Origin of the sequence: Acinetobacter sp. YH12239 (genome assembly GCF_013417635.1) — a bacterium.
In the GTDB taxonomy this organism is placed as follows: domain Bacteria; phylum Pseudomonadota; class Gammaproteobacteria; order Pseudomonadales; family Moraxellaceae; genus Acinetobacter.
Map to the genome: position 1 here is coordinate 107,329 of NZ_VPDP01000008.1, position 25,707 is coordinate 133,035.

Consider the following 25,707-nt stretch of genomic DNA (forward strand, 5'->3'; position numbering starts at 1 on the left):
AAAAAAAATAAATAGGAATATTATGCAATTGGAAGAAGTGGACAGCCTTTCAGAGCAAATAGCCAGACATATAAGTGAACAGATTATTAGTGGCGAATTGGTCGAAGGTGAACGTATACAAGAATTGCGTATCGCTAAAGAATTAGACGTGAGTCGAGGTTCGGTACGTGAAGCTTTATTATTACTTGAACGCACGCATTTAATTGAAATTTATCCAAGACGCGGCGCAATTGTGTCAGAAATGTCTGCCCAACAAGTGCGAGCTTTATTTGATACGAGTGCACTTATGTTAGGGCAGATCGTCCAGCGTATGAGTGAAACTTGGCGTAATCATGAAGCTGAGGCGCTTCAGCAACTTTTGCAATATTTAATTGAACAAGTTAAACAAAGTAATACTGAAAAATTTTACGATGGTGTATTTCAATTTTTAGCAAAGCAACAAGATATGGTAGCCAACCCATACTTAATGAAGTTTTATCGCGAGCTGTTGCCATCTATTCGTCGTAGTTATTTTTTAACCTTAAATACTTCGCGTAGAGAGCTCCAAGAAGCACTTGAATTAATTAAGCTCGTGATCGATGCAATTTTGATCCGAAAATCACAACAAGCTACTTTATTTATGGAAGATTTTTGCCGACACTTGCGCAATCTAGTGTTAGAGTCACTGACACGAATGAAACAAATTGAACTAGCTTGGGCGCGGAGATCGCGCAGATAATCAGGACACTATGCGATTAAGCAGCTTAAAACTCTCTGGCTTTAAATCTTTTGCGGATAGCAGCACCTTACAATTTAAAGCCAACCGTACCGCAGTCGTGGGACCAAATGGTTGTGGTAAATCCAACGTCATCGATGCAATCCGATGGGTGATGGGAGAGTCAAGCGCACGCCAGTTACGTGGTGGAACTATGCAGGATGTCATTTTTACTGGGACAGCAAAGCGTAAACCAGTGGGAATGGCCAGTGTAGAATTACGCTTTGAAAACACCTACGGAAAATTAGGTGGAGCATATAACGCTTATAGTGAGTTGGCGGTACGTCGCCAAGTCAATCGCGATGGTAAATCTGAATATTTTCTTAATGGTACAAAATGCCGCCGCCGTGATATTACAGATATTTTTTTAGGAACAGGCTTAGGTCCTCGTTCGTATGCGATTATTGAACAAGGCATGATTAACCGTTTGGTCGATGCAAAACCAGATGAAATGCGCGTTTATATCGAAGAAGCTGCTGGAGTATCACGTTATCAAGCACGTCGTCGTGAGACGATGCAACATTTAGAACATACTCATCAAAATTTAAGTCGTCTAAATGACATTGCTGTTGAATTAAAATCCCAATTAAAGACACTAAAGCGTCAAGCAGAAGCTGCACTTCAATATAAAGCCTTAGAGACTGAAATTCGAACTTTGAAAGTTGAGATACTTTCTTTTCAATGCCATCAAAGTGAACGAATTCAACAAGAATATACAACTGAAATGACTGAATTGGGTGAGCAATTTAAGCTTGTTCGTTCTGAACTCACCACTGTTGAGCATGATTTAACAGCAACAAATGAGTTATTTCAGCGATTAATGCAACAATCCACACCACTTCAGCAAGAATGGCAACAAGCTGAAAAAAAGCTGGCTGAATTACAAGCCAATTTGGATCAAAAACAGCAATTGTTTGCTCAAAATACTTTAACTTTAAAGCAGCTTGAAGAGCAAAAAATACAAACCAAAGAGCGGATGCAACTGATTGATATTCAGTTGGAAGATTTGATCCTCCAGCAAGAACATCAAGCAACAACATTGAGTGATACTGAATCAAATGCACAGCTTGATTTACAACAATTCAATGAGCTGAAGGCAAAGCAACTTGAAGCGCAAAAATCATTTTCTGAAATAAAAGCATTGGTTGAAAAGCAACAACAGCAACGTGCACAAATGTTGGCGCAGAGTGATCACTTGGCTAAAAATGTGCTTCGAATTGAGCAGCAAAAGCAAACTTTGCTCGAACAAAAATCTCAAAATCAAGCACAGTATGAACAGGATGATATTGACAATCTCCTGCATGAAAAACATGATGTACAGATTGAAATCGTTCGTCTAGAAGAAAGAATTGAGACATTAGAAACTCAATTGAAACGTGATCAAATCTCATTGACTGAGCGAAAAAGTAAATGCACAGATTTGAATTCACACATACAGATTTTGAAATCTGAACAAAAACAATTACAACAGCTTGTGGTGAAAGTCAGTCGACATGCATCGAAGAGCAATGACCCTTTAATGCAAATTTTGAAGCTGAAAGATCAGGCGAAACCATTTGCAGCATTGGTTGAAAAATTTCTGTCAAAGTGGCTGCATGCGAATACGTTAAAGAGTGAAGATTTATTTCAGACCGAATCTGCCCGTCAATTAAAAGTTATTCAGCAAGATGTATCTGGAGCTGTACTTGGTTTACCAACATTAGCAAGTTGGATTGATTTTCCCCAAAACTCATTGTGGTTAAACGTTGCGATAGCTCAAGATTTTGAGCAGGCGCTTCAATTACAGCCTCAATTAAAACAAGGTGAGTCTATTTTAAGTTTGGATGGCTATCATATGGGTCCTGACTGGATGATTGCTCTGTACTTTGATGAGTCCAGTCAAGATGCTCAAGGAGCACTTAGCCACCGAATTCGATTAGATGAAATTGAATCAGAGTTGACACAAATGGTGAAAGCGCATGAGTCAATGACGCTCGAACTGGCTGAGATGCAATTAAAGCTTGAACAAAAAAATAGTGAAAGTACTGAGTTGCAAAAAGCGTTAAAAAATCATCAAGCTCTTGCTCACCAATTTGAAGTGAAGATTGCAAAACAGCAAATGGCTCAGCAGGCTTTTGAATCGCAAAATCTACACATCGAGTCGCAAATTGCTCAACTTGATGCGCAGCTTGAAGAAGATGCGATGCAAAAAGATGATCTCGAAATCGATTTACATGCATTGATGCTTAAGATTGAACACAATCTTCCACACTACAAAACCTTAGAGTTTCAAGTTGAAGAGTTGAATGATCAGGTTGAGCATCTTCAGGATCTAGTCTACAAAAAACAACAAGAGTTAGAAACAAACCGCCGTACTCATACGCAAAATCAGCAACAAATTGAGCTGTTGGAAAAAGATGCAAGTTTTCTAAAAACCCAATATCAGCAGATCATCACTCAAATTACACAAGCTAAAAATTTCGTGGATCCGATTCAATTAGAATTACCCACTTTGCAAAGCCAATATGAGGCTCAAAAGCAGCAGACTGAAAAGTTACAAAAGACTTGGTCCTCATGGCAAATAGAACTTAATGAAATACAGTCTAAGCAACAAAAGTTGACAGAGCTACGGTTAAATCATCAGCAAAGTGATGAGCACTTTAGAACCCAGTTAGAAGAGAAACGTTTAGCATGGCAAGTGGCTAAATCTGATTTACAACATTATGCTGAACAATTAAAAGAGCTTAATGCTGAATTATTAGAAAATGTGCCAATCGATCTAACTCAGCACCAACAGCAGTTAGAGCAAGCACAGCGTCAGTTTGACAAAATAGGCGCTGTGAACTTAGCAGCTTCAGAAGAGTATGAAGAAGTATCAAAGCGCTATGAAGATTTGAGCCATCAAATTGAAGATCTTGAAAAAACAGTCGCACAATTAAAAGACGCGATGAAAAGTATTGATCAAGAAACTAAAAAATTATTCATGACTACCTTTGATCAAGTAAATGCGGAATTGCAAAACTTATTCCCAAAGGTGTTTAATGGTGGTGAAGCAAGTTTAAGTTTAGAAGATGATTGGCAATCTGGTGTAAAGCTAATGGCTCGACCACCAGGAAAGCGAAATAGTTCTTTAGCACTGTTATCAGGCGGTGAAAAAGCGCTAACAGCGCTAGCATTGGTTTTTGCTATATTTCGACTGAATCCAGCACCATTTTGTGTATTGGATGAGGTTGATGCACCGTTAGATGATGCAAATGTTGGACGTTTTTGTAATTTAGTAAAAGAGCTTTCTGAACAGGTCCAATTCATTTACATTACACACAATAAAGTTGCGATGACGATGGCTACTGACTTACTTGGTGTAACAATGCCTGAGCCAGGAACATCGAAGTTAGTCACTGTTGATCTAGAAGAAGCGAAAGAATACGGTTTAGCTGCGGAGTCTTAATATGGAAATCAGTACCATTATCGGAATTGTGATCGCAATCGTGATCTGTTGCATAGGGTTGTTTATGATCCTGCGCAAGCCGAGTGATGCAGCACCGTCATTAGATGCTGAATTACATATAAATGAACAATGTAATCAACCCGTCATTCCGCGCCATGTTCGTAGTCTTTTACAGGCGCAAGCCGCTCCATTGGCTTCTTCTGAGCGTGTAGAACCAAGTTTGAAAGACATTGAAGCGAGTGATGTGGCTCAAGTGGATCAAGCAGCTGATCAGCATGCTACAAAGACGCCTGAAAATATTCAAGAAACTGTAGAAGTGGTAGATACAGTGCAACTGAATACTTCGGTAGACCTTGCAGAGAAAGAAAGTAAATCTTCGCTCGATTCCAGTAAAAACACGGATAGCATTGAGACTGACCCATTAGAAAAAAATACAGAAACAATTGAGAGTAAAGCGTATTCGATTGATGGTGTAACAGACACTCAAAGTGCAGATCATATATCCAAAGATCCAATAGTAGAAATTACAACTGAAGACCCAAAAAAAGTTGAGCCAAGTTTTGTATTAAATCCAAATATTCAAACTGCTGAAATCAAAGAATTTGAAGAAGAAAGCAGCATCTTGGATGTGCATTTACATGAACAGCAACGTTTTGATGATGAAAGTGCTTTAGCGAATGCCGAATACATTATTAGTTTGAATATGTATCCGAATCCTCGAAAAGCACTTTCAGGTGATAAGGCTTTGAAAGTATTAATGAAATATGGATTGCGCTTTGGCGAAATGAACTGTTTCCATCGTTATGAAACTCCTGATGCAGTCAGCCCATTGCTGTTTTCCGTACTCAGAATCACAGATCAAGGTCCTGCAGGTTTTGATTTAGAAACATTATCTGGTGAACAAGTTCAAGGTTTAGCGTTCTTCTTAGCATTACCGCATCATAATGTTCAAAAAGGCTATGACAGTATGGTCAGTATTGCAGGGCTTATTGCACGTGAAACAGATGGTACAGTCTATGATGAAAATAATCTTGAATTTACACCGCAGTTAAAAGAACACTGGCGCCATAAAGCGATCGACTATAGATCAGGTCAAGCTGTTTAATTCCTAGGTGACTTACTGTATTTGTGTAAAGTCATTTATACTCTTTAGGTTGAAATTATTGGGCGGAATTTTCCGCCCTTTTATATGGTGAAAATATGGATCAGAACGCTGTCGTTGCGCAAATGCGCCAACTCATTCAATTACTGGCTCGGCATAACCATGCTTATTACGTGATGGATCAGCCGACAATTGAAGACAGTGAATATGATCAATTGTTTCATCAACTAAAAAACTTAGAAGAACAATATCCTGATTTAGTACAGGCGGATACACCGACCAATAAAGTGGGTGATAAACCTTTATCTAAGTTTGAAAATATTACACATACTGTTCCAATGTTGTCTTTGGGCAATGTTTTTAATCAAGAAGAGTTATTTGCCTTTGCACGCAGAATTGAAGAGCGTTTACCTAACCAGAAAATCCAATACGACGTTGAACTAAAATTTGATGGGCTTGCGATCTCGCTATGGTATGAACATGGTGTGCTGATTCGAGCGGTTACACGTGGTGATGGTGAAACAGGAGAAGTCATTACCCAAAATGTAAAAACAATTCGTAATTTGCCTAAAGTACTCATGATGTCTCAAGGTGTACCACCAGCGTTGTTAGAAGTTCGTGGCGAAGTACTGATGCCAAAAGCTGGATTTGTAAAGTTAAATGCTGAAAATGAGGCCAAAGGTGAGAAAACATTCGCTAACCCAAGAAATGCAGCAGCAGGGAGTTTGCGTCAACTTGATCCGAGCATAGCAGCATCACGACCACTTGCATTCTATGCTTATGGTATTGCGCAATGCATGCCACATCATGGTCTGAGTACGATGTCAGAGAGCTTAAATTGGCTGGAACAGTTGGGCTTTGCTGTTGGGGAAAAACATTTTGTTTGTGACAGTATTGAAGAGGTTCAAGCGGCTTATGAATCTGTAAATCAGGAGCGTCCAAACCTGTCAGTTGAAATTGACGGGATGGTGATCAAAGTTAATGATTTGAAACAACAACAACAATTAGGCTTTTTAAGTCGTGAACCTCGATGGGCGACAGCGTATAAGTTCCCTGCAGTGGCTGCGCTAACAACGGTTGAAAATATTGATTGGCAAGTAGGGCGTACAGGTACTTTAACGCCTGTAGCGCGATTAAATCCTGTGTCGGTTGGCGGAGTCACTGTATCAAACGTGACTTTACATAATATTGGTGAAATACATCGCTTGGACGTGCGCGTTGGAGATACGGTGAGTGTCTATCGTAGCGGAGATGTTATTCCTAAAGTTGAAAAGGTTTGGCCAGAATTTCGACCTCTAGAAACCACTGAAATTCAATTGCCAGAACAATGTCCTGTATGTGCTTCTCCTGTTGTGATGCCTGAAGGCGAAGCTTTAGCACGATGTTCTGGTGGGCTTTATTGTGCGGCACAGCGTATAGAGGCGATCCGTCATTTTGTATCACGTAAAGCAATGGACATCGAAGGTTTGGGTGATCGTTGGGTTGAGTCTTTATTACATCTTGAACTCCTCAAAGATGTTGCAGACATTTATCACTTGCACGAGCATCGTGAAAAATTATTGACTATTGAAAAAATGGGTGAGAAATCTGTACAAAATCTCATCGACTCAATTGAAAGTAGTAAAAAAACAACATTAGCGGCATTTATTTACGCACTAGGCATTCGAGGAGTGGGAGAGACTACGGCTCGAATGTTAGCCAATACTTTCCAGACTTTAGATGCGCTGAAATCTGCTGATTTAGAAGCACTGAAAAAAACCCCTGATGTAGGTGATATTACTGCAGAATGGATATTAGACTTTTTCAAAGCTGAACATAATATTGAAGTATTAAATCGATTAATTGAGGCTGGAATTCATTGGGATGCACCGATAGCACCGACTCGACAACCTTTAAATGGTGAGAGCTGGGTGGTGACTGGTACTTTAAGCAGTATGGGGCGAGATGAAGCGACTCAACTCTTACAGGCATTAGGTGCACGTGTGAGTGGTAGTGTATCCAGTAAAACGAAATGCTTGGTTGCTGGTGAAAAGGCAGGTTCCAAACTTGAAAAAGCAGAAAAACTAGGTATTCCGGTGATGAATGAAGCTGAGTTTATTGCATTTATGATTCAGCATGGTCAGCTCACTGAACCTGAGTCTTAAGTGTATCTTGCACATAACGAAGGGCATCAATAGATGCCCTTTTTTCTCGAGTAATTAGATATTAACCACATTTTTTGATAATGCCATCGTCAAGTAGCTGTTGAAAATGTTCTATGATACTTGTCTCAACGTCACGATATTGCATGCCTAATTCTTGCTTACTACGCTCAGCATTGAAGTAAATGGGGTAACCCACATTCAAGTCAACGAATTTTCGCGTATAGCCAAACAGAGGAGCGAGTAATTTGAATAAAAACTTGGGGGCAATCATTCGTGGGAAAGGATAGCGTCCACCAAAATGTTGTCGTAATGTTTTACCCATTTCGAGTAGGGTCATCGTTTTAGCATTAATAATATATCGTCCATGTGCTTTAGGGTGAAGTGCTGCTTGGATATGCGCATGAGCGACATCTCGAACATCGACTAACCCATTCCACATTGGAGGAACACCAAATAAAGTCATGCCATTTCCAAATTGTTGAATGACTTCAACACTTCCAGATTGCGTAGAAGGTGTAAGTGATGGTCCAACAACCAATGAGGGATTGATACACACTAAATCCCATCGAGATTGTGCCTTTTGCATATCCCATGCTTTACGTTCTGCTGCGACTTTAGAGTAAAAATAAGGTTGGTGTTCGGCACTACTGGTGGTATTCCAATGGCTTTCTTCAAACTGGTTCTGCTCAGTTTTCAAAATATCCACTGCATCGCCATAAGTTGAAGCAATACTAGATGTGACAACCACACGTTTTACTGTATCTGTACGATTGACACTGTTCAGTACATTGGTCGTACCTTTTAGTGCAGGGTCAATCAAGTCTGTGATTGGATCTTTAAAATTAGTTACTAAAAAAGGTGACGCCATATGGATCACAATTTCACAGTCTTTCATTGCTTCATCAAACGAATCTTCTTCTAAGAGATTTGCTTGAAATAACATTAAAGCGCCTGAAGTTTGAGATGCGATTTGTTCTAAATGTTGAAAACTTGAACTTTTAGTTAAGTCTCGTACAGTGGCGTGAACGGTGTATCCTTGTTCTAATAATTGTTTAATTACCCAACCAGCAATATAGCCAGTTGCACCTGTCACCAAAATCGGGGCAGTAGTCGTCATCATTGTTATTGCCTGATGGTCAAATAGATTCATTCTAAAATTAAAAAAAGGATTTGTCCTTGATCATTTTCAACATCAACTCAAATGTAATGAGAGTCACTTCGATTGGTTACAAAATTAAATAGAGCTAAAATTTGTTTAAAACTGCTCTCGAATTTTTTTAACTGTATGCAAGGGGTTATTTTTTAAGTAAAAAATAAGTGATTCAAACTGCAAATGCGTATGTTTCTCATTTTAATTTTATAAAAATCATAAACTTACACATTATATTTTTTGCAAAATAAGCTCTGATTGTTCATAATGTTGCTATTAAAGAATGGAGTGATTGAAATGCGTGGCAATCCAGAAGTCGTAGATTACTTAAATATGTTGATCGGTGGTGAACTGGCTGCTCGTGATCAATATCTCATTCATTCACGTATGTATGAAGATTGGGGTCTCACTAAGATTTTTGAGCGTATCGATCACGAAATGCAAGAAGAAGCACAACATGCTGATGCTATTATTCGCCGTGTCTTATTCTTGGAAGGCACACCGAATATGAGTCGTGATGATATTGAAGTAGGTGAAGACGTCGTTTCATGTTTAAAAGCCGATTTAAAGCTCGAGTACGAAGTGCGTGAAAAATTAGCGCAAGGTGTAAAGCTTTGTGAGGAAAAAGGCGATTACGTGACACGTGATATGTTGCGTCAACAAATGTCGGATACCGAAGAAGATCATACTTATTGGTTGGAAAAACAGCTTCGCTTAATTGAACTAATTGGTTTACAAAACTATATTCAGTCTCAAATGTAAGTTAAAACCCAGCAAGGCTGGGTTTTTTTATACCTCAGTTTTGCCTGAATTGGCTCATTTTTAATAATTATCTAAAAATCAAAGTGAAATTGAATGATTTTCTCAATGAGTTATTGTGCTTGGCTTTATATACTGACCGAAAACGATCAGCTAAGGATAGGCAATCATGAGTAAAATCTTATTAATTACCGGTTGGGGACTCGGAACAAAACCACTCGAAAACTTAAAAACTGCTTTGGACATGGCAGGATTTCAAATCGATCTGATTAATATCTTTAATGCACTCGATCCTGTTGAATTATCTAAACATGTTGATTTAGCTAGAAAAGTCGATGTCATTATGGGGTGGTCTTTAGGCGGGCAATTAGCAACGTTGCTCACCCAAAAGGTTTTCGAGCTTTCAGGTCAGGAAAAAACGTTAATTACTTTAGCATCGAATCCTTGCTTCGTTGCCAATGAATGCTGGTCTACAGGTATGCCGCCTTCTACTTTTCAAAGTTTTAGAGAGTCTTTTGAAAATGACCCCATGACCACTTTAAAGCGATTTTGTTATCTGGTCTCACAGGGCAGCCACACTGCTAAACAAGATTGGCAATCTTTGCAAAATTCAATTACGAGTGAAGAGCTAGATTTAAAAAAGCAGGGCTTAGATTTACTATATCATCTTAATACTGTCGAGATATTGAAAAATTATGTCGGAAAACAATTACATGTATTTGCTGATGATGATGGATTAGTTAGTAACAAAGTTCTAGATAATATCGGAAAGATAGATGCAAAGTTTTTTAAATTCGAAATTATCCCAGGCTCTCACTGCTTTTCAATTTTTAGAGCTACACAACTAAGTGACAAAATCGTTCAATATCTAAGAAAGAATGAGAAATCCTGATGAATATTGTCTAATCAGGCAATTCATAACAAAAATAATTCGAGTTATGCTCTGTCTAGATTAATAAGGACACTTTTCCAGGATGGTTGACGAATTCGATTTATCACACTTATGGCACCCTTATACTTCGATGTTAAACCCACTGCCGACATATAAAGTGAAAAAGGCTACAGGGGTCATGATTGAACTTGAAGGTGGTCGTCAACTCATTGATGGTATGTCATCTTGGTGGTGTGCCATTCACGGATATAACCATCCTCAACTTAATCAAGCTGTGTCGGATCAATTGCAGCACATGTCACACATTATGTTTGGTGGGCTTACTCATGATCCTGCGATTGAATTAGGGAAGGCATTATTAAAAATTACACCACCTCAATTAGATAAAATATTCTATGCGGACTCAGGTTCTGTCGCTGTTGAAGTCGCACTAAAGATGGCAGTTCAATATTGGACCGCACAAAATAAGAAAGATAAAACCAGTTTTATCACGACGCGTTCTGGTTACCATGGTGATACATGGAATGCAATGTCAGTATGTGATCCAGTTACTGGGATGCATCAGGTCTTTGGTTCTAGTTTACCTTCTCGTTATTTTGTTCCTGCACCGCAGACTCGATTTGATGAAGATTGGAATCCAGCAGATATTCTTGTATTGGCAGAAACTTTAAAAAACCATCATGCCACTATCGCTGCCATGATTATTGAGCCGATTGTGCAAGGTGCTGGAGGCATGCGTTTCTATCATCCTGAATATTTACGCGAAGCCAAGAGGCTATGCGATCAATATCAGGTGTTAATGATATTTGATGAAATTGCCACGGGGTTTGGACGAACAGGTAAATTATTTGCTTGGGAACACGCTCAAGTTGAACCAGACATCATGTGTATTGGTAAGGCGCTGACTGGTGGGTATATGACTTTATCTGCAACACTGACCACACGACATGTCGCTGAAGTGATCAGCTCTGGTGAAGCTGGCGTATTTATGCATGGACCTACATTTATGGCGAACCCCTTGGCTTGTGCTGTCGCCTTAAAGAGTACTGAGCTTTTATTGTCACAAGATTGGCAGTCCAATATTCAAAGAATAGAGCAAATTCTAAAACATTATTTACATAGATTAGATGATCAAGCGCATATTCAAGATGTTCGTGTGCTCGGTGCTATCGGTGTTGTTGAGCTTAAACAAAATGTTGATATGAAAACGCTGCAACAGCGTTTCGTAGAACGAGGCGTGTGGATTCGTCCTTTTGGAAAATTAGTTTATGTCATGCCACCTTTTGTGATTTCAGATGTCGAACTTACTGAGTTACTAACGCAGTTGGTGAGTGTTGTGATGGAACTTGCAGAGGAAATGAGATGAATTTGTTGGATCACTACGCAGAGCAGTTAGACTCATTAAAACAAACTGGAAATTTTCGGCAGTTTAAATCTATCGTTCAGCATGGAAAATGGGTTGAGCTTCAGCAACAAAGAATGTTGAATCTATCGAGTAATGATTATTTAGGGCTTGCGTCAGATCTACAAATAAGAGAAGCATTTTTTGATCACTGTTCAGTAGATTCAAAAAGAATGAGCTCTTCATCTTCAAGGTTACTCACAGGAAATTATCCTGAATATGAGCAATTTGAATATGACATGAGTCAATCATTCAATCAAAGGGCAGTTCTGTTATTCAACAGTGGCTATCACATGAATATTGGTATTCTGCCTGCGATTGCTGATAGTCAAACTTTAATTCTTTCGGATAAATTGATTCACGCCAGCATGATTGATGGGATTCGCTTAAGTAAAGCGAAGCTGATACGTTATCGACATAATGATCTGCTTCATTTAAAGCAATTGATCGAGCAATATCATGATGATCCCTTGTATCAAAGAATCATTGTGGTAACTGAATCAATTTTTAGTATGGATGGTGATGAAACTGATTTAACTGCGTTGGTGAGTCTGAAATATCAGTTCAGTAAAATCATGTTATATGTTGATGAAGCACATGCTATTGGTGTTCGGGGAGAGCAAGGGCTCGGTTGCGCTGAACAATATGCTGTCATAGATGATATCGATTTTTTGGTCGGAACATTCGGGAAAGCACTCGCATCTGTTGGTGGATACATTGTGTGTCATCCAATCTTAAAAGATTATTTAATCAACAAAATGCGCTCGTTGATTTTTAGTACCGCACAACCGCCCATCAACATGGCTTGGACGCATTTTATTTGGAATAAAATGAAAAAAATGCAGGAGCAACGTGCTCATTTAAGTGATTTGAGTCTGCAACTGCGTCAATATATTCTTGAGCAAGGTTACGAATGTCCTTCAAGCTCGCAGATTATTCCTTTAATTTTAGGTGATTCTCAGCGTGCACTTGAGCGCGCACAACAATTACAACAATCTGGTTTTTATATTTTGCCGGTTCGGCCACCAACGGTTCCACAAGGAAGTTCACGCCTGAGAATTTGTATGAATTCTCAGCTGAATCAAGATGAATTGGAGCGGTTGAAAGAACAATTATGAATGACTCTATGTTGAACAAATTTATTCAAAAAGAAATGATTGCTACTCGATTTGCAAAATCGCATTGGACTTATGCAGATCAGGCACGTATTCAACAAAATGTAGCGAAGCATTTAAGCGAGCTGATGCGTCTTTATGTTTCATCTTCTGAGCTTGCTAAAGTATTTGAAATTGGATGTGGAACTGGAAATCTAACTCAAGAGATGCTTCATCATTTTAAAATGGATCAAGTCATTTTGAATGATTTATATGCTGATGTTGAGCATACCATTAGTCATCATCAGCCTGTCGAGTGGCGTATTGGTGATGTCGAAAAAATTGAGTTACCAAAAGATCTTGATTTATGTGCCTCAAGCTCTGCATTACAGTGGATGTCTGACTTTGAAAGATTGATACAGAAAATTCATTCAGCTTTAAAGCCCAATGGTTATTTTTGCTTTTCGACTTATGGGCCTCAGAACTTAAAAGAAATTAAATCCTTAACTGGTCAAGGATTGAAATATTTTGATCAAAGCCAAATTAAAAGCTTACTAGAGCAGAATGGATTTGAAGTGATGCACTGTGAACAACAATTGGCTCAATTACACTTCGCACACCCAAAATTAGTCCTAAAACATTTACAGGCCACAGGTGTGACGGCAACCTCACAGGGGTTTCGTTGGACGAAGGAAAGTTTGAATCAATTTTATCTAGCTTACCGACAATTTATTGCGACTGATGAGCAAGAAAATCTTGTATATCCTTTAACGTATCACCCTATATTTTTTATCGCACGGAGTAAGTCATGAGTGCTCAAATCTACTTTGTGAGCGGTATTGATACTGGAATTGGAAAAACATACGTCACTGGTTATTTGGCAAAAATTTGGCGTGAACAAGGGCGGAATGTCATTACTCAGAAATTAATTCAAACGGGTAATATGGATGTTTCTGAAGATATTGAAAAACATCGTGAAATTATGGGATGTGGTTGGTTAGAGGAAGATACTCAAAAACTCACTATGCCTGAAATTTTCAGTTATCCTGCATCGCCTCACTTAGCGACACGTATAGATGGGCGAAGTATTGATTTCGCTAAAATTGAACAAGCGACTCAACAGTTGTCCTATTCATATGAAGTTGTTTTACTTGAAGGGGCGGGTGGCTTGATGGTCCCTCTAACAACACAATATTTAACCATTGATTATTTGGTGGATAAAAAATATCCCATAATTTTGGTGAGTTCGGGGCGTTTGGGAAGCATCAACCATACTTTGTTGAGCTTAGAGGCACTGAAGCATCGTGGGCTTGAGTTATATGCTCTAGCATATAATTTGAATGCTGAATCTGACGATGAGCTTATTTCACGTGATACATCTACCTACTTAAAAAAGTATTTATCACAACATTTTCCATCTGCTAAATGGTTTGATATTCCTGTTATTGAATAAATGAAAAAAACCGCTCTATTGAGCGGTTTTTTTAGGGATTTCAAAATTAGAACTTCTTAAAGCCTTTGTTAATACCAAAAGGTTTGCGTTGACCGAATTTATTTTCGTTGCGTGGTTTGTAATCAACAGAATTGCCGTTTACTTCACCTTTGTTTTCAGGACGTTTATTGCGGAAATCCTGATTTTCAGTGCGAGGGGCACGATTGTTGAATCGATTCTCAAATCCTTCTTGACGTGGTGCACGTGCATTGAAACGGTTTTCTGAGCCTTCTTGACGCGGTGCGCGATTGTTAAATCGATTATCACTGCGGCTTTGATCAGCACCACCTTGACGGAAGTCACGGCGTGGTTCTTGATGCTCGCCTTCGTCACGGCGTTGTTGGCGTAAATAACCACCACGACGTGCTGCAAGTGGTTTCTCTTGCATACGTTCATTGCGGCGTTTCGCCATACCGTAAAGACCAGTACCTTGACGTGGTTTGAGCTCAACAGACTTAGTTAAGTTATCAATGTCATTTTTATCAAGTTCAATCCAACGACCTGTACGTAATTCACGTGGCAGAATGACTGTACCATAACGTGTACGTAATAGACGGCTGACTTTCAAGCCTTGTGATTCAAAGATGCGGCGTACTTCACGGTTACGTCCTTCTTTTACAACCACTTGATACCAACGGTTAATCCCTTCACCACCAATTTCAGAGAATGACTCAAATTTTGCTGGACCATCATCGAGCATGACACCATCTGTCATGTTCTTTTTCAGTTGAGGGGTCACTTCACCCATCACACGTACAGCGTATTCGCGTTCAATTTCACTAGATGGATGCATTAAGCGGTTTGCAAGCTCGCCATCGTTTGTGAAAAGTAATAATCCTGTTGAGTTGATATCTAAACGACCAACCATGACCCAACGATCACCCGGAATTGATGGTAATTGATCAAATACAGTTGGGCGATTTTCAGGGTCGTTACGTGAACAGATTTCACCTTCAGGTTTGTAGTAAATCAATACACGACGACGGATTTCATCTTCAATTTGGAACTGTACTTTACGACCATCGATACGAAGCTCATCGGTTGGTTCGATACGTTCACCTACTTGAGCAACTTGACCGTTGACACTAACACGACCGGCAGCAATGACTTCTTCCATATAGCGGCGAGAACCCAAACCTACACGTGCCAATACCTTTTGCAATTTTTCACTCATAACAGCATAACCTTAGAAATAATCATCAACAGTTCACCTATTTACGACTTGGGTGCGTGAGCATCCAATGCCATAAAAGCTTCCTTGGCATCCTGTAGGGGAGGCAGTTGATTTAAATCACTTAAACCAAAAGCATTTAAAAATTGTGGCGTTGTAACCAACAACGCGGGTCTTCCTGGAAGTTCCCGGAAACCAGACTCTTTAATCCAGTTCCAATCGAATAACGTTCTGAGTTGCTGACTGTTATTCGTGACTCCTCGAATTTGCTCAATATCGGCTCGGGTAACGGGCTGATGATAAGCAATCACTGCTAGAGTTTCTAACAATGATGGTGATAATTTAGTTGGACGTTCTGGCCAAGTTTGTGCAATCACTTGTCGATACTTAGCACGAACTTGAAAGCGAAAACCTTGAGCTGTTTCAGTCAGCTCAATTGAACGACCGTGTTGTAACACTGCAAGCTGTTGTAAATAGGCGCGCAGTTGTTGTTTGGAAAATTGGTTTTGAAATGCCTCTTTTAAGCGTGCAATAGAAACAGGCGCTTCACTGGCAAAAATAATAGCTTCGAGCTGCATGAGCACTTCGTGGTGTAACTCATCAACTTGAAAGGAGTTTGATTGATCAATGGTCATATCATTACCCCTTGAATTGCCAGCGGGGCTTCAATACCTGATGCAATAATTTGAACTTTTTGCTGACGTGTTAGCTCTAATATTGCCATAAACGTCACCACTAACCCCATACGACCTTGACTTGGTTTTAAAAGTTGATCAAATTTCAAAACCTCACCTGATTTTGTCATCTGTTCAATATAGGCAATACGTTCTTCAAGCAAAACAGGTTCTTGAGTAATCTGGTGTGTAACAGGCTCTGGGCGATTAAAAATACAAAACATAGCATCGCGCAGAAGAGAGGCTTCATAACCTTCATTTACTGTATTAATTTGTCCAAGGCTAACGTTGGGTAGAAAAGTATCACGGTTCAAAATAGGCATTTGACCGAGACGCTCAGCAGCTTGCTTGATCCTTAAATATGTCTCTAAGCGATCTATTAATTCTTGTTTTGGATCTTTTTCAATTTGGATTGATTTAGGTTTAGGCAGCAGTAAGCGTGATTTTAAATCTGCTAATAATGCCGCCATTACCATATAATCTGCGGTTAACTCAATATTGAGTGACTTCATACTGTCAATATATGACAAATATTGCGTTGCAATCGGAGCTATATCGAGCTGAAGTAGATCGAAACCGTTTTTTTGGATGAGGTAAATTAAAAAGTCGAGTGGTCCTTCGAAATGTTCTAATAGAATTTCGAATGCTGCAGGCGGTATATATAAATCTTCAGGAATCGTATCTTGCCACTCATCTAAAACACGGATGTGTGGAAGTGCGTCCATGGGATTATGGATAGCTTGAGTCATTACAATTATTAGCCACGCGAATTTTCAAAAGCATGTTGGGCGATTCAGGAGATCACATATCGAAATCAGTAAAAGGACAGTGATTCGAATAGCATAAAAACAATATGGGTATTCTAAATTAAATCGAGTGCTGAATATATCTTTATCCGCAGTTTTACGATAAAAAAATTGAAATAAATAGGTGGTATTTTTTAAGGTTATATAGATTTGTTTGGTGTTTTAATTGATAAATGTAAACTGGTGTTCATTGTTAGCGTGTATTCGACGAGAAGTAAAACAGTATGAATAATTTTCAAAAAGTAGAACAAAATGTATATGAACAAAGTGTAGGTATAAAAGTTCACTCAAATACGCACCCTATAGGCTCATTCAAAGCGTTGAGTGGAACGTATGTAAATTTATATCCTTTAAATTTAATTGAAAATATTTAAGAGCTTGCGAGAAATCTATTCCCAATTAAGATTACAGACGAGTTTATTTCAAGCTTTACATATTTGCCTTACGAAGCGCCAACTTCGATTGAAGATTTGTCATATAAACTCTCATCGCAATTTGGTACACAAGGGAATATTTATTATGTTATTCGCATAGCGAACAAACCAGTGGGGTGGATCGCATTGATGAATATCGGGTTGGATGATGGAGTGGTTGAAATTGGGAATGTATACTTCTCAGCAGATTTAAAACGGTCTAGAGCTGCTACAGAAGTATTATTTTTACTGTTGAATGAGTGTTTTACTTTAGGATTTAGGTGTATAGAGTGGAAGTGTCATGAGTTGAACTTAGCTTCCAAAAAAGCCGCGCTACGATTCGGTTTTCAATATGAAGGAATGTTTAGACAACATAAAGTGGTCAAGGGAAGAAACCGAAACACGCTTTGGTTTTCAATGTTGGATGAAGAGTGGCTGACTTTAAAAGAAAGTTATTTAGCTTGGCTTGAACCAAGCAACTTTACGCAAGAGGGTCAACAAATAAAGACCCTCCAAGCAATCTATAACGAAAAATCAGCGTAAATCAAATAAAGAGAGATGAATGGTGAGGCATTTTACTCAAAAGCACTCACATCACCCACGCCACGGCGGATAATTTCAGGTTGACTTCCTGAGAGATCAACAATACTTGTCGTAGTTAATGTACCAAGTCCACTATCAATAAAAACATCAATTCTTTTACTTAATTGTTGTTCTATTTCATATGGATCATCCAAAGGCTCAGTTCGACCTGGAAGAATCAGGGTGCTGGTGAGTAAAGGTTCCCCCAGCTCTTTAAGAAGCATTTGACAGACTGGGTTGCTCGGTACACGTAAACCAATGGTTTTCTTTTTAGGGTGCATCAAGCGACGAGGGACTTCACTTGTCGCTTGCAAAATAAAGGTGGTAATCGCAGGTGTATTATTTTTAAGTAGACGATAAGTTGCATTATCCACTTTTGCATACGTTGCAATATCTGAGAGATCCGCACATAAGATCGCATATTGATGCTTAGCACCAAGATCACGGATTTGAGCAATTCGTTCCATTGCTTGCTTATTACCAATTTGGCATCCGATGGCATAGGCCGCATCTGTTGGATAAACCACGACATCGCCTGCACGTATTCTTTCTACTGCTTGAGTAATAAGTCGAGATTGTGGATTGTCAGGATGTACTCTTAAATGAAGCATTTTATTTTCTCCTGATTATTTCTTCGTATTATTGCGTGCATGGACATTCACTTCAATGTCATGAATATATATTTACTAAACTTAATCTAGCGATGCACGAGAAAATTCATCCAAATGTAATGTTTTGCCACTTCTGAGACACTTACAAATGCACTGAATAAAGTGTTGAGCATCTCGAGGAAGCTGAGCTTCACCTGAAAAATAACGTTGTACTTGAGCATAAACATTGTCTTTAAAAGACTGTCCATCACCACCTTCACCCGTTAAATTGTCCAGAGAAACGCGGAATTTTCGACCAAAAGCTGTGGCAAACATCCATTCAATTGCTTGAGGTTTAATTTCGACTTGTTCAAATAGGGCTTGTTGTTCAGCAGTTCGACCATCTGGTGCGTACCAGTAGCCAAGATCAGGAAGAGTACGACGATGATCTCCTGCGATTGTCCAATGGCTTATTTCATGTAAAGCACTATTGAAAAATCCATGTGCGAATTGGATGCGAGCGGGTTGTTGGTCTGAGGCAGGGAAGTATTCAGGTTCAAAGTCGCCTTTGACTAATGTGACATTTAAGTGGGAAAACCAATGATTAAAGTGTAAGATAAGCCAGTCTACCTGTTGAGCTTCTGTTTGCAGATTTACCCAAGGTGCGAGTTGCACGCGGTCTAAGTGATCGGTCAAATTTGAGGTCGAAGGATAGTGTGACTGTAATGAAGTTGTGACTTCAGGTTGCGGCTGCAACTGATGCATGACTTAATTAACCCAAATGATCTGTCTGAATAAGTGCAAAATTGTATCTTAATCTTTGACAGAGTACTTATGAATTTGTAGAATTGCCGCCTTAATTATGTCAGCAAATACCTTTCCGGCACAGATTGAGCCGTTTAAATGGGCTGAACAGGGCTTCACATGGTCAGGTACACTGCCATTGTCGCGCTTTGTTCGTATATCCCGTGAAGCTGTTGGGTCAATTGATAATCAATTGATCAATATAGACTGTAAGCTATCAATGGATGCGTATCATCGTATCGTTTGGCTTGATGGTAGTGTTGAAACGAAGGTTCCAATGGAATGCCAACGTTGTTTGGATACTGTTGAATTACCTCTCGAATTGGACTTTCATCTGGCTTTAGTCGATGATGAGTCACTGATAGAGCGCTTGGATGAGGATGCTGATTTCATCGTCTTAGGTGAGAGTGAAGCAACGACAAAAGGTTCATTTGATGCACCTGCAACCGCTGATTTACTTTCTCTCATAGAAGATGAATTGTTATTGTTGATTCCTTTGTCACCAAGACATGAGTCTTGTGAGCATAAGCATCAACCTGCCCAAGAAGAAGTTGTTGAAGAAAAACGAGATAATCCGTTTGGTGTTTTGGCAGCTTTGAAGGGTAAACTTAACTAATTTTTGTGTTATACTCTTAGGTATAAGACAATCGAATTTGTTCTGATCCATTTTTTCGATCTTTGTAAGGAGCCATCATGGCCGTTCAGCAAAACCGTAAAAGTCGCTCTCGCCGTGACATGCGCCGTTCACATGACGCTTTAACCGAGAATGCATTAACAGTAGACCAAACGACTGGTGAAACTCACCGTCGTCACCACGTAACTAAAGATGGTGTCTACCGTGGTCGTCAATTATTCGCTAAAGCAGCTGATGCTGAATAATTGGTGATGTATTAAGCGTCAAGCTTAGTAGAAAAAATGGGAGCGTAAGCTCCCTTTTTTTATTTCTATTTTTTGTTGTATTTGGCAATTACCAAAGCTTTTTTTTAATGATAAATTTCGCTCCATCAAATCAGTTAAGACTTGAGTTTGATGTTCAAGATGATCGAAATGAATCAAAATTGAATAGTCAAAGCTCTGAATAAAGGATTTTTATATGTCTGCTAAACGCCTCGAGCAAGCCGTTCTTGCGACCAAAACTGCATTTGTTTTTCCTGGACAGGGTTCTCAAAAAGCAGGAATGTTAGCGGAGCTTGCAGAACAGTTTAGTAGTGTGCAAGAAACGTTTGCTGAAGCTTCTGAAGCACTCGGCTTTGATTTATGGCACATTGCGCAAAGTGGTGAAGGGTTAAACCAAACTGAATTTACACAACCAGTGCTACTCACAGCAAGCATTGCTTTATGGCGTGTATGGTTAGAGCTTGGTGGTGTCGTTCCTAAATATTTAGCAGGACATTCACTGGGTGAATACAGTGCATTGGTTGCTGCAGAATCTTTAAGCTTAAAAGATGCAGTTAAATTGGTGAACTTACGCGGTAAGTTGATGCAAGATGCTGTTCCACAGGGCCAAGGTGCTATGGCTGCGATTCTTGGTCTTGATGATGCTAAGGTTGTAGAACTGTGTGCTCAAGTCACCGTTCAAGGTGAGGGTTCGGTGGAAGCTGCAAACTATAATGCACAGGGTCAAGTTGTGGTGGCAGGTGATACTGCACGAGTTGAAGCGTTAATGGCTTTGGTAAAAGAGCAAGGTGCAAAAGCAATTGCGTTACCAGTATCAGTACCATCACATTGTTCATTAATGAAGCCAGCGGCAGCAGAGTTTGCCAAAGCTTTAGCAGATGTTGATATTCAATTACCTCGCATTCCAGTGATTCAAAATGTCAATGCACAAGTGGCTGACAGTGTTGATGAATTGCGTACAGCGTTAACATCACAACTTTATGAATCTGTCCAATGGACTAAAACACTTCAAGTATTGGCTGATCAAGATGTGAGCTATGTTGTTGAATGTGGTCCTGGGAATGTATTAACAAATTTAGCAAAACGTTTAGAACATGTTGAAAAAGCATTGCCTTTAGATACTAAATCTCGTTTAGAAGATGCTTTAAATACTGTATTAGTTGCAGAAGGGAAAATTGCATGACGCAGGAACGTAAAGTCGCGTTAGTGACAGGTGCAAGCCGTGGTATTGGTGCTGCGATTGCACAACAGCTGATCGAAGATGGTTTTTTTGTCGTAGGTACGGCTACATCTGAGTCTGGTGCTGAAAAATTATCAACACAATTTGCTGAACGTGGTGCAGGAAAAGTACTCGATGTTCGTGATGGAGCTGCAATTGATGCCCTCATTACAGATATTGAACAAAGCTTTGGACCTGTACTTGTTCTTGTGAATAATGCAGGTATCACTAAAGATAATCTACTGCTTCGTATGTCTGAAGATGATTGGGATGATATCCAAAATATTCACCTTAAAGCAGTGTTCCGTCTATCTAAGCGTGTATTAAAAGGTATGACGAAAGCGAGATTTGGAAGAATTATCAATATCAGTTCTGTCGTTGCGCATTTTGCAAATCCAGGTCAAGCAAATTATTCCGCTGCGAAGGCTGGAATTGAGGCTTTTAGCCGCAGTTTGGCTAAAGAAATGGGCAGTCGTCAAATTACTGTCAATAGTATCGCGCCTGGATTTATTGCAACTGAGATGACTGAACAGTTAAGTGATGAAATTCAGAAAAAAATGAGTGATCAAGTGGCATTGAACCGTTTTGGTCAGCCTCAAGATATCGCAAATGCAGTAAGTTTCCTTGCTTCTGATAAAGCAAGTTACATTACTGGTACGGTATTACACGTGAATGGCGGTTTATACATGGCGTAATGCGATGTATAAACTTTCAAATATATCAAGATTCAATTAAACTATAGGCATTATACGCCGCCACAAGCAATGAGGAGAATTCCTGTGAGCGATATCGAACAACGTATCAAACAAGCAGTAGCTGAACAACTTGGCTTAAAAGCTGAAGAGATTAAAAACGAAGCATCTTTCATGGATGACTTAGGTGCTGACTCTCTAGATCTAGTTGAGCTTGTAATGTCTTTCGAAAATGATTTCGACATTACTATTCCTGATGAAGACTCTAACGAAATTACAACTGTTCAATCTGCTATCGATTATGTAACTAAGAAATTAGCTTAATCATCAGATTCAGTTCTTTTCGAACTTAAAAGCTACCTTTATGGTGGCTTTTTTTTTATTAAGGATTAAATTGCAATATTACATTAAGTTACCTTAAGTTTAAGAAAGATAACGGCGTTAGGTATAGTTCTTCTGTATAAAAATTAAGGGATCTAAATTATTTGATCACCAAACTGAAATAACAATAGGAGAATAACAATGGGTCTTTTTGATTTTGTGAAAGGTATTGGGAAAAAGAATACCGCACCAGCTGAGCAACAAGCTACACCAGCAACTCCAGCAGAGCCATCTGCTCAAGAAATTGCGAATAAATTATTGGGGCATATTAAATCACTTGGCTTACCAGTAACAGGACTGTCTGTGACTTATAATGCAAGCAGTGATTTAGCGACTGTAAAAGGACAAGTGCAAACTCAAGCAGATCGTGAAAAGATCATCTTGGCTGTGGGAAATATTGATCATGTTGCTCAAGTCGATGATCAACTTACTGTTTCATCACCAGAGCCTGAAAGTAAATTCTATACAGTGAAATCTGGGGATAATCTTTCTAAAATATCTAAAGAATTTTATGGTGATGCAAATCAGTACAACAAAATTTTTGAAGCAAACCGACCATTACTTAAAAATGCCGATGATATTTTCCCGGGACAGGTTCTAAGAATTCCAAATTAAAATATCAATAAAATCAAAAAAGCCGAGATTTAAAATCTCGGCTTTTTTTGATCCAAAATTTATTACAAAGTGTAATTTAATAATTAAAAATGAATTAAAAAAATACATTAGTTTTTAAATTTATTGGAGAAAAATTAAAAAAATGATGAAGAAAAATTAGACAATGTTTTTTTTTATCAAAACAAAATTGAAATTGTATAAAAATATATCAAATAATCTTAATTATGATCTGAATTTAAATTAACTGGTAAGCTGATGATTTTTATGAAATATATTTAAATGTATAAAATTAAATTGTTGATAATTAACAATAATATTTATATTTCAGATATTAAACTTATGTTGCATGGGGTTTCGTTTTGTAATTTTAAATAAAAACTATAGTAATTTTGTATTAATTATAAAGTCTCTTAAAATTTAATAAGTGTAAATATATTAACAATAATTATTATATTGGTGATATGAATCAAACAAATATAATTTGTTGATGAACAAAACACTGAATATTATTTCTTTTTAAAACATATACTTGTAAATATTTATAAAGAATTAAGAGTAAATACAAAAAATTGTTAATTTAGTTAAATTTTGACTGACTTTTTATGACGTTTACATTGATTCTCAATCTGATAAAAAAATAGAGGGTTAAAGAATATCTTAATAATACTGGGTGACGTCATGAAAAATTTAGAAATACTATCAAAAAACGATGGGGCGGTTTTAGAAAAGACTACTGCTAATAAAATCGTATTAAACCAGAACTCAATTGTGAAAATTGATGCATCAATCGAAGAGGTCTTAAATTTTCAGAAAGAAGGAAATTCTTTAGTTATTAATTTTAAAAATGGCGAACAATTAGTTGTAGAAAGTTATTTTGACGATCCCTTAAATAGTCATAATATTTTATTTAATGACAATGGTCAGCTTTATTGGGTTGAGTTCACAGATGCTGCCAATGAAATAGCTTCGACTATTAAATATTATCCAATTGATGATATTTCAGCACTTATCGCTGGAAACTCAAGTACAGCTTTGACAGGGTTAACTCCATGGTTAATTGCAGGGGGATTAGCTGCTGGAGTAGTTGCTATTGCAGATAATATGAGTGATTCAGATAAAAAATCTAATTCTGTATCGCCGGAACCAGAACCACCAATTAACGATGAATTAGAAGAAGCAAAACAGCTCGTTAATGATGCAGAGAAAGCTTATCAAGATCTTAAAGATTTGATTGAAGATAAATTAAATGATGGGTTAATTACTCCTGAGGAAAAAGCTGAATTAGAGGAAGCATTACAAGATGCAAAGGATGCTAAAGATGCTGCTCAAGATAAAGTCGATAACTTGGTAGATGGCGAGGAAAAATCTGATTTACAAGATCGACTAGATGATTTGGTTGATGAAGAGTTGCCACCAATTAATGATCAAAATGGTGATGGTGTACCAGATGATCTCGAGCAAGCTTTACTAGATGCTGAAGAAGCTGTAGCCAATGCTGAACAAGCGTACGAAGCATTAAAAGATTTAATTTTAGAGAAGAATGAAAACGGCCTGATTACACCTGCTGAAAGAGCGGAATTAGATCAAGCTAAAGAGGCTTTCGAGAGTGCCAAAGCCTTAGCAGAAACTAAAACAAATTTATTACCAGAATCAGTTCAATCTCAAAAAGATGCTTTGCAGGAACGTCTTGAAGATTTAGTGGATATCATCCTGCCTGAAATTAATGATGAAAATGATGATGGTATCGTAGATGATATCGCTGAAGCACTCATTGAAGCAGAGTTGGCTGTTGCGGAAGCTGAAGCAAAGTATGCAGCTGCTGAAAATGCTTTAACTGTTGCAAATCGTGATGGATTAATTAATCCAACAGAGCTTAATGCTTTACAGAATGCTTTAGAGCAGGCACAAATTGCTAAGTCAACTGCTCAAAGTAAAGTAAATGCTCTAGCTGAATCTGTTCAGGAACAGAAAGATGCCTTTCAAAATCGATTAGATGATCTGACTGACATAAGTTTGCCTGAAGTAAATGACGCAGATGGTGATGGCATTGTAGATGGCTTACCAGAAGCGATTCAGAAAGCGCAGTCAGCTGTAGAAGAAGCTGAAGCTAAATATGCTGAAGCTCTTAATAATTTAGCTTTGGCTCAAAAAGATGGCTTAATTAACCCGCTTGAACTCAGTATTCTTGAACAGAAAGTACAGGCTGCACTTGATGCAAAAGAAGTTGCCCAAGATAAGGTAAATGTATTGCCAAATGGAGCGATTAAAGATGGTTTACAAGATCGTCTAGATGCTCTTGTAAATATTGACTTACCTGAAGTCAATGATGCAGATGGTGATGGCGTATCAGACGGCGAAGATATTACACTTGAAGAAGCAACAGAGGCAGTAGAGGCGGCTGAAGCAGCATATGCTGAGGCAGAGCAAGCACTAGCAGATGCAGAAGCAGATGGTTTAATCACTCCAACAGAACTTGCTGAGCTGACTCAAGCACGTGATGATGCGCTTACTGCTAAAGAGGATGCACAAGCGAAAGTTGATGCACTTCCAGAAGGAGCAGACAAAGACGCGCTGGATGCACGCTTAGATGATCTAGTCGACATCACCTTACCAGCAGTAAATGATGAAAACGAAGATGGTGTGGATG

At 38.6% G+C, this 25,707-nt stretch carries 24 protein-coding genes; 18 read left to right on the plus strand and 6 right to left on the minus strand.

Annotated features, from left to right (window positions below; genetic code table 11):
* The first annotated feature begins 22 nt into the window (after positions 1–22).
* The 4 genes from FTV17_RS09035 to ligA all read left to right on the plus strand — a co-directional run bounded on the left by FTV17_RS09035 (position 23) and on the right by ligA (position 7,427).
* On the plus strand, positions 23–718 hold the full coding sequence (locus FTV17_RS09035; RefSeq protein ID WP_035269253.1) for a GntR family transcriptional regulator: 696 nt from the start codon (positions 23–25) through the stop codon (positions 716–718).
* Between the two features lie 10 nt (positions 719–728).
* The gene (gene smc / locus FTV17_RS09040) at positions 729–4,181 is read left to right on the plus strand and encodes a chromosome segregation protein SMC (protein ID WP_179999005.1); all 3,453 of its coding nucleotides are present in this window, start codon (positions 729–731) and stop codon (positions 4,179–4,181) included.
* Position 4,182: 1 nt separating this feature from the next.
* A complete protein-coding gene (locus tag FTV17_RS09045; RefSeq protein ID WP_179999006.1) occupies positions 4,183–5,286 on the plus strand; it encodes a cell division protein ZipA C-terminal FtsZ-binding domain-containing protein in 1,104 nt (367 codons plus the stop codon).
* 95 nt (positions 5,287–5,381) lie between these two features.
* Positions 5,382–7,427, plus strand: a complete 2,046-nt coding sequence (gene ligA, locus FTV17_RS09050) for an NAD-dependent DNA ligase LigA (protein ID WP_179999007.1) — start codon at positions 5,382–5,384, stop codon at positions 7,425–7,427.
* A 61-nt stretch (positions 7,428–7,488) separates the two neighbouring features.
* On the opposite strand, the gene FTV17_RS09055 is transcribed toward ligA, so the two are convergent.
* The gene (locus tag FTV17_RS09055; RefSeq protein ID WP_179999023.1) at positions 7,489–8,553 is read right to left on the minus strand and encodes an aldehyde reductase; all 1,065 of its coding nucleotides are present in this window, start codon (positions 8,551–8,553) and stop codon (positions 7,489–7,491) included.
* 321 nt (positions 8,554–8,874) lie between these two features.
* Between FTV17_RS09055 and bfr the strand changes: the two genes are divergently transcribed.
* From bfr to bioD, 6 genes are all read left to right on the plus strand, one after another.
* Positions 8,875–9,339 carry a bacterioferritin gene (gene bfr, locus FTV17_RS09060; RefSeq protein WP_035269243.1) on the plus strand — a complete coding sequence of 155 codons (465 nt, stop codon included), beginning with the start codon at positions 8,875–8,877 and terminating at the stop codon, positions 9,337–9,339.
* 166 nt (positions 9,340–9,505) lie between these two features.
* Complete coding sequence (locus FTV17_RS09065; protein WP_179999008.1) at positions 9,506–10,228, plus strand: hydrolase; 723 nt, start codon at positions 9,506–9,508, stop codon at positions 10,226–10,228.
* 82 nt (positions 10,229–10,310) lie between these two features.
* Positions 10,311–11,594, plus strand: a complete 1,284-nt coding sequence (gene bioA / locus FTV17_RS09070; RefSeq protein WP_179999009.1) for an adenosylmethionine--8-amino-7-oxononanoate transaminase — start codon at positions 10,311–10,313, stop codon at positions 11,592–11,594.
* Positions 11,591–12,748, plus strand: coding sequence for an 8-amino-7-oxononanoate synthase (locus FTV17_RS09075; RefSeq protein ID WP_179999010.1), 1,158 nt, complete (start codon positions 11,591–11,593; stop codon positions 12,746–12,748). Before bioA ends, FTV17_RS09075 begins: the two co-directional genes overlap by 4 nt.
* The gene (bioC, locus tag FTV17_RS09080) at positions 12,745–13,536 is read left to right on the plus strand and encodes a malonyl-ACP O-methyltransferase BioC (RefSeq protein ID WP_257219916.1); all 792 of its coding nucleotides are present in this window, start codon (positions 12,745–12,747) and stop codon (positions 13,534–13,536) included. The genes FTV17_RS09075 and bioC overlap by 4 nt, the downstream gene beginning before the upstream one ends.
* Positions 13,533–14,177, plus strand: a complete 645-nt coding sequence (bioD, locus tag FTV17_RS09085; RefSeq protein ID WP_179999011.1) for a dethiobiotin synthase — start codon at positions 13,533–13,535, stop codon at positions 14,175–14,177. The genes bioC and bioD overlap by 4 nt, the downstream gene beginning before the upstream one ends.
* Before the next feature lie 46 nt (positions 14,178–14,223).
* On the opposite strand, the gene rluB is transcribed toward bioD, so the two are convergent.
* Genes rluB through FTV17_RS09100 form a run of 3 tightly spaced genes read right to left on the minus strand, consistent with a single transcriptional unit; the run spans position 14,224 to position 16,810 of the window.
* Entirely contained in the window at positions 14,224–15,390 is a 1,167-nt protein-coding gene (gene rluB / locus FTV17_RS09090) for a 23S rRNA pseudouridine(2605) synthase RluB (protein ID WP_081403293.1), read from the minus strand.
* A 41-nt stretch (positions 15,391–15,431) separates the two neighbouring features.
* Positions 15,432–16,022, minus strand: coding sequence for an SMC-Scp complex subunit ScpB (gene scpB, locus FTV17_RS09095; protein WP_035269219.1), 591 nt, complete (start codon positions 16,020–16,022; stop codon positions 15,432–15,434).
* Positions 16,019–16,810, minus strand: a complete 792-nt coding sequence (locus FTV17_RS09100) for a ScpA family protein (RefSeq protein ID WP_179999012.1) — start codon at positions 16,808–16,810, stop codon at positions 16,019–16,021. Before FTV17_RS09100 ends, scpB begins: the two co-directional genes overlap by 4 nt.
* Before the next feature lie 494 nt (positions 16,811–17,304).
* Here FTV17_RS09100 and FTV17_RS09105 point away from each other — a divergent pair, with 494 nt between their 5' ends.
* Positions 17,305–17,823 carry a GNAT family N-acetyltransferase gene (locus FTV17_RS09105; protein WP_257219917.1) on the plus strand — a complete coding sequence of 173 codons (519 nt, stop codon included), beginning with the start codon at positions 17,305–17,307 and terminating at the stop codon, positions 17,821–17,823.
* Positions 17,824–17,855: 32 nt separating this feature from the next.
* Here FTV17_RS09105 and FTV17_RS09110 read toward each other — a convergent pair whose 3' ends face one another.
* Positions 17,856–18,473, minus strand: coding sequence for an L-threonylcarbamoyladenylate synthase (locus tag FTV17_RS09110; RefSeq protein WP_179999013.1), 618 nt, complete (start codon positions 18,471–18,473; stop codon positions 17,856–17,858).
* Positions 18,474–18,554: 81 nt separating this feature from the next.
* Positions 18,555–19,217, minus strand: a complete 663-nt coding sequence (locus FTV17_RS09115) for an elongation factor P hydroxylase (RefSeq protein ID WP_179999014.1) — start codon at positions 19,215–19,217, stop codon at positions 18,555–18,557.
* Between the two features lie 97 nt (positions 19,218–19,314).
* Here FTV17_RS09115 and FTV17_RS09120 point away from each other — a divergent pair, with 97 nt between their 5' ends.
* From FTV17_RS09120 to FTV17_RS09150, 7 genes are all read left to right on the plus strand, one after another.
* Positions 19,315–19,872 carry a DUF177 domain-containing protein gene (locus FTV17_RS09120; RefSeq protein WP_179999015.1) on the plus strand — a complete coding sequence of 186 codons (558 nt, stop codon included), beginning with the start codon at positions 19,315–19,317 and terminating at the stop codon, positions 19,870–19,872.
* A gap of 77 nt (positions 19,873–19,949) precedes the next feature.
* A complete protein-coding gene (rpmF, locus tag FTV17_RS09125; protein ID WP_035269206.1) occupies positions 19,950–20,135 on the plus strand; it encodes a 50S ribosomal protein L32 in 186 nt (61 codons plus the stop codon).
* Positions 20,136–20,349: 214 nt separating this feature from the next.
* Positions 20,350–21,336, plus strand: coding sequence for an ACP S-malonyltransferase (gene fabD / locus FTV17_RS09130; protein ID WP_179999016.1), 987 nt, complete (start codon positions 20,350–20,352; stop codon positions 21,334–21,336).
* The gene (fabG, locus tag FTV17_RS09135; protein ID WP_179999017.1) at positions 21,333–22,067 is read left to right on the plus strand and encodes a 3-oxoacyl-ACP reductase FabG; all 735 of its coding nucleotides are present in this window, start codon (positions 21,333–21,335) and stop codon (positions 22,065–22,067) included. The genes fabD and fabG overlap by 4 nt, the downstream gene beginning before the upstream one ends.
* An 84-nt stretch (positions 22,068–22,151) precedes the next feature.
* Complete coding sequence (acpP, locus tag FTV17_RS09140) at positions 22,152–22,388, plus strand: acyl carrier protein (RefSeq protein WP_035269198.1); 237 nt, start codon at positions 22,152–22,154, stop codon at positions 22,386–22,388.
* 198 nt (positions 22,389–22,586) lie between these two features.
* A complete protein-coding gene (gene lysM, locus FTV17_RS09145; protein ID WP_035269196.1) occupies positions 22,587–23,060 on the plus strand; it encodes a peptidoglycan-binding protein LysM in 474 nt (157 codons plus the stop codon).
* Between the two features lie 678 nt (positions 23,061–23,738).
* Positions 23,739–25,707, plus strand: a 1,969-nt coding sequence (locus FTV17_RS09150; protein ID WP_179999018.1) for a BapA prefix-like domain-containing protein, incomplete at its 3' end; no start/stop codon positions are given.

What these genes read in the sequence shown, in the direction of transcription:
- FTV17_RS09035 (WP_035269253.1), top strand. Translation starts at nt 23, where the DNA reads ATGCAATTGGAAGAAGTGGACAGCCTTTCAGAGCAAATAGCCAGACAT.
- smc (WP_179999005.1), top strand. Translation starts at nt 729, where the DNA reads ATGCGATTAAGCAGCTTAAAACTCTCTGGCTTTAAATCTTTTGCGGAT.
- FTV17_RS09045 (WP_179999006.1), top strand. Translation starts at nt 4,183, where the DNA reads ATGGAAATCAGTACCATTATCGGAATTGTGATCGCAATCGTGATCTGT.
- ligA (WP_179999007.1), top strand. Translation starts at nt 5,382, where the DNA reads ATGGATCAGAACGCTGTCGTTGCGCAAATGCGCCAACTCATTCAATTA.
- bfr (WP_035269243.1), top strand. Translation starts at nt 8,875, where the DNA reads ATGCGTGGCAATCCAGAAGTCGTAGATTACTTAAATATGTTGATCGGT.
- FTV17_RS09065 (WP_179999008.1), top strand. Translation starts at nt 9,506, where the DNA reads ATGAGTAAAATCTTATTAATTACCGGTTGGGGACTCGGAACAAAACCA.
- bioA (WP_179999009.1), top strand. Translation starts at nt 10,311, where the DNA reads ATGGTTGACGAATTCGATTTATCACACTTATGGCACCCTTATACTTCG.
- FTV17_RS09075 (WP_179999010.1), top strand. Translation starts at nt 11,591, where the DNA reads ATGAATTTGTTGGATCACTACGCAGAGCAGTTAGACTCATTAAAACAA.
- bioC (WP_257219916.1), top strand. Translation starts at nt 12,745, where the DNA reads ATGAATGACTCTATGTTGAACAAATTTATTCAAAAAGAAATGATTGCT.
- bioD (WP_179999011.1), top strand. Translation starts at nt 13,533, where the DNA reads ATGAGTGCTCAAATCTACTTTGTGAGCGGTATTGATACTGGAATTGGA.
- rluB (WP_081403293.1), bottom strand. Translation starts at nt 15,390, where the DNA reads ATGAGTGAAAAATTGCAAAAGGTATTGGCACGTGTAGGTTTGGGTTCT.
- scpB (WP_035269219.1), bottom strand. Translation starts at nt 16,022, where the DNA reads ATGACCATTGATCAATCAAACTCCTTTCAAGTTGATGAGTTACACCAC.
- FTV17_RS09100 (WP_179999012.1), bottom strand. Translation starts at nt 16,810, where the DNA reads ATGACTCAAGCTATCCATAATCCCATGGACGCACTTCCACACATCCGT.
- FTV17_RS09110 (WP_179999013.1), bottom strand. Translation starts at nt 18,473, where the DNA reads ATGCTTCATTTAAGAGTACATCCTGACAATCCACAATCTCGACTTATT.
- FTV17_RS09115 (WP_179999014.1), bottom strand. Translation starts at nt 19,217, where the DNA reads ATGCATCAGTTGCAGCCGCAACCTGAAGTCACAACTTCATTACAGTCA.
- FTV17_RS09120 (WP_179999015.1), top strand. Translation starts at nt 19,315, where the DNA reads ATGTCAGCAAATACCTTTCCGGCACAGATTGAGCCGTTTAAATGGGCT.
- rpmF (WP_035269206.1), top strand. Translation starts at nt 19,950, where the DNA reads ATGGCCGTTCAGCAAAACCGTAAAAGTCGCTCTCGCCGTGACATGCGC.
- fabD (WP_179999016.1), top strand. Translation starts at nt 20,350, where the DNA reads ATGTCTGCTAAACGCCTCGAGCAAGCCGTTCTTGCGACCAAAACTGCA.
- fabG (WP_179999017.1), top strand. Translation starts at nt 21,333, where the DNA reads ATGACGCAGGAACGTAAAGTCGCGTTAGTGACAGGTGCAAGCCGTGGT.
- lysM (WP_035269196.1), top strand. Translation starts at nt 22,587, where the DNA reads ATGGGTCTTTTTGATTTTGTGAAAGGTATTGGGAAAAAGAATACCGCA.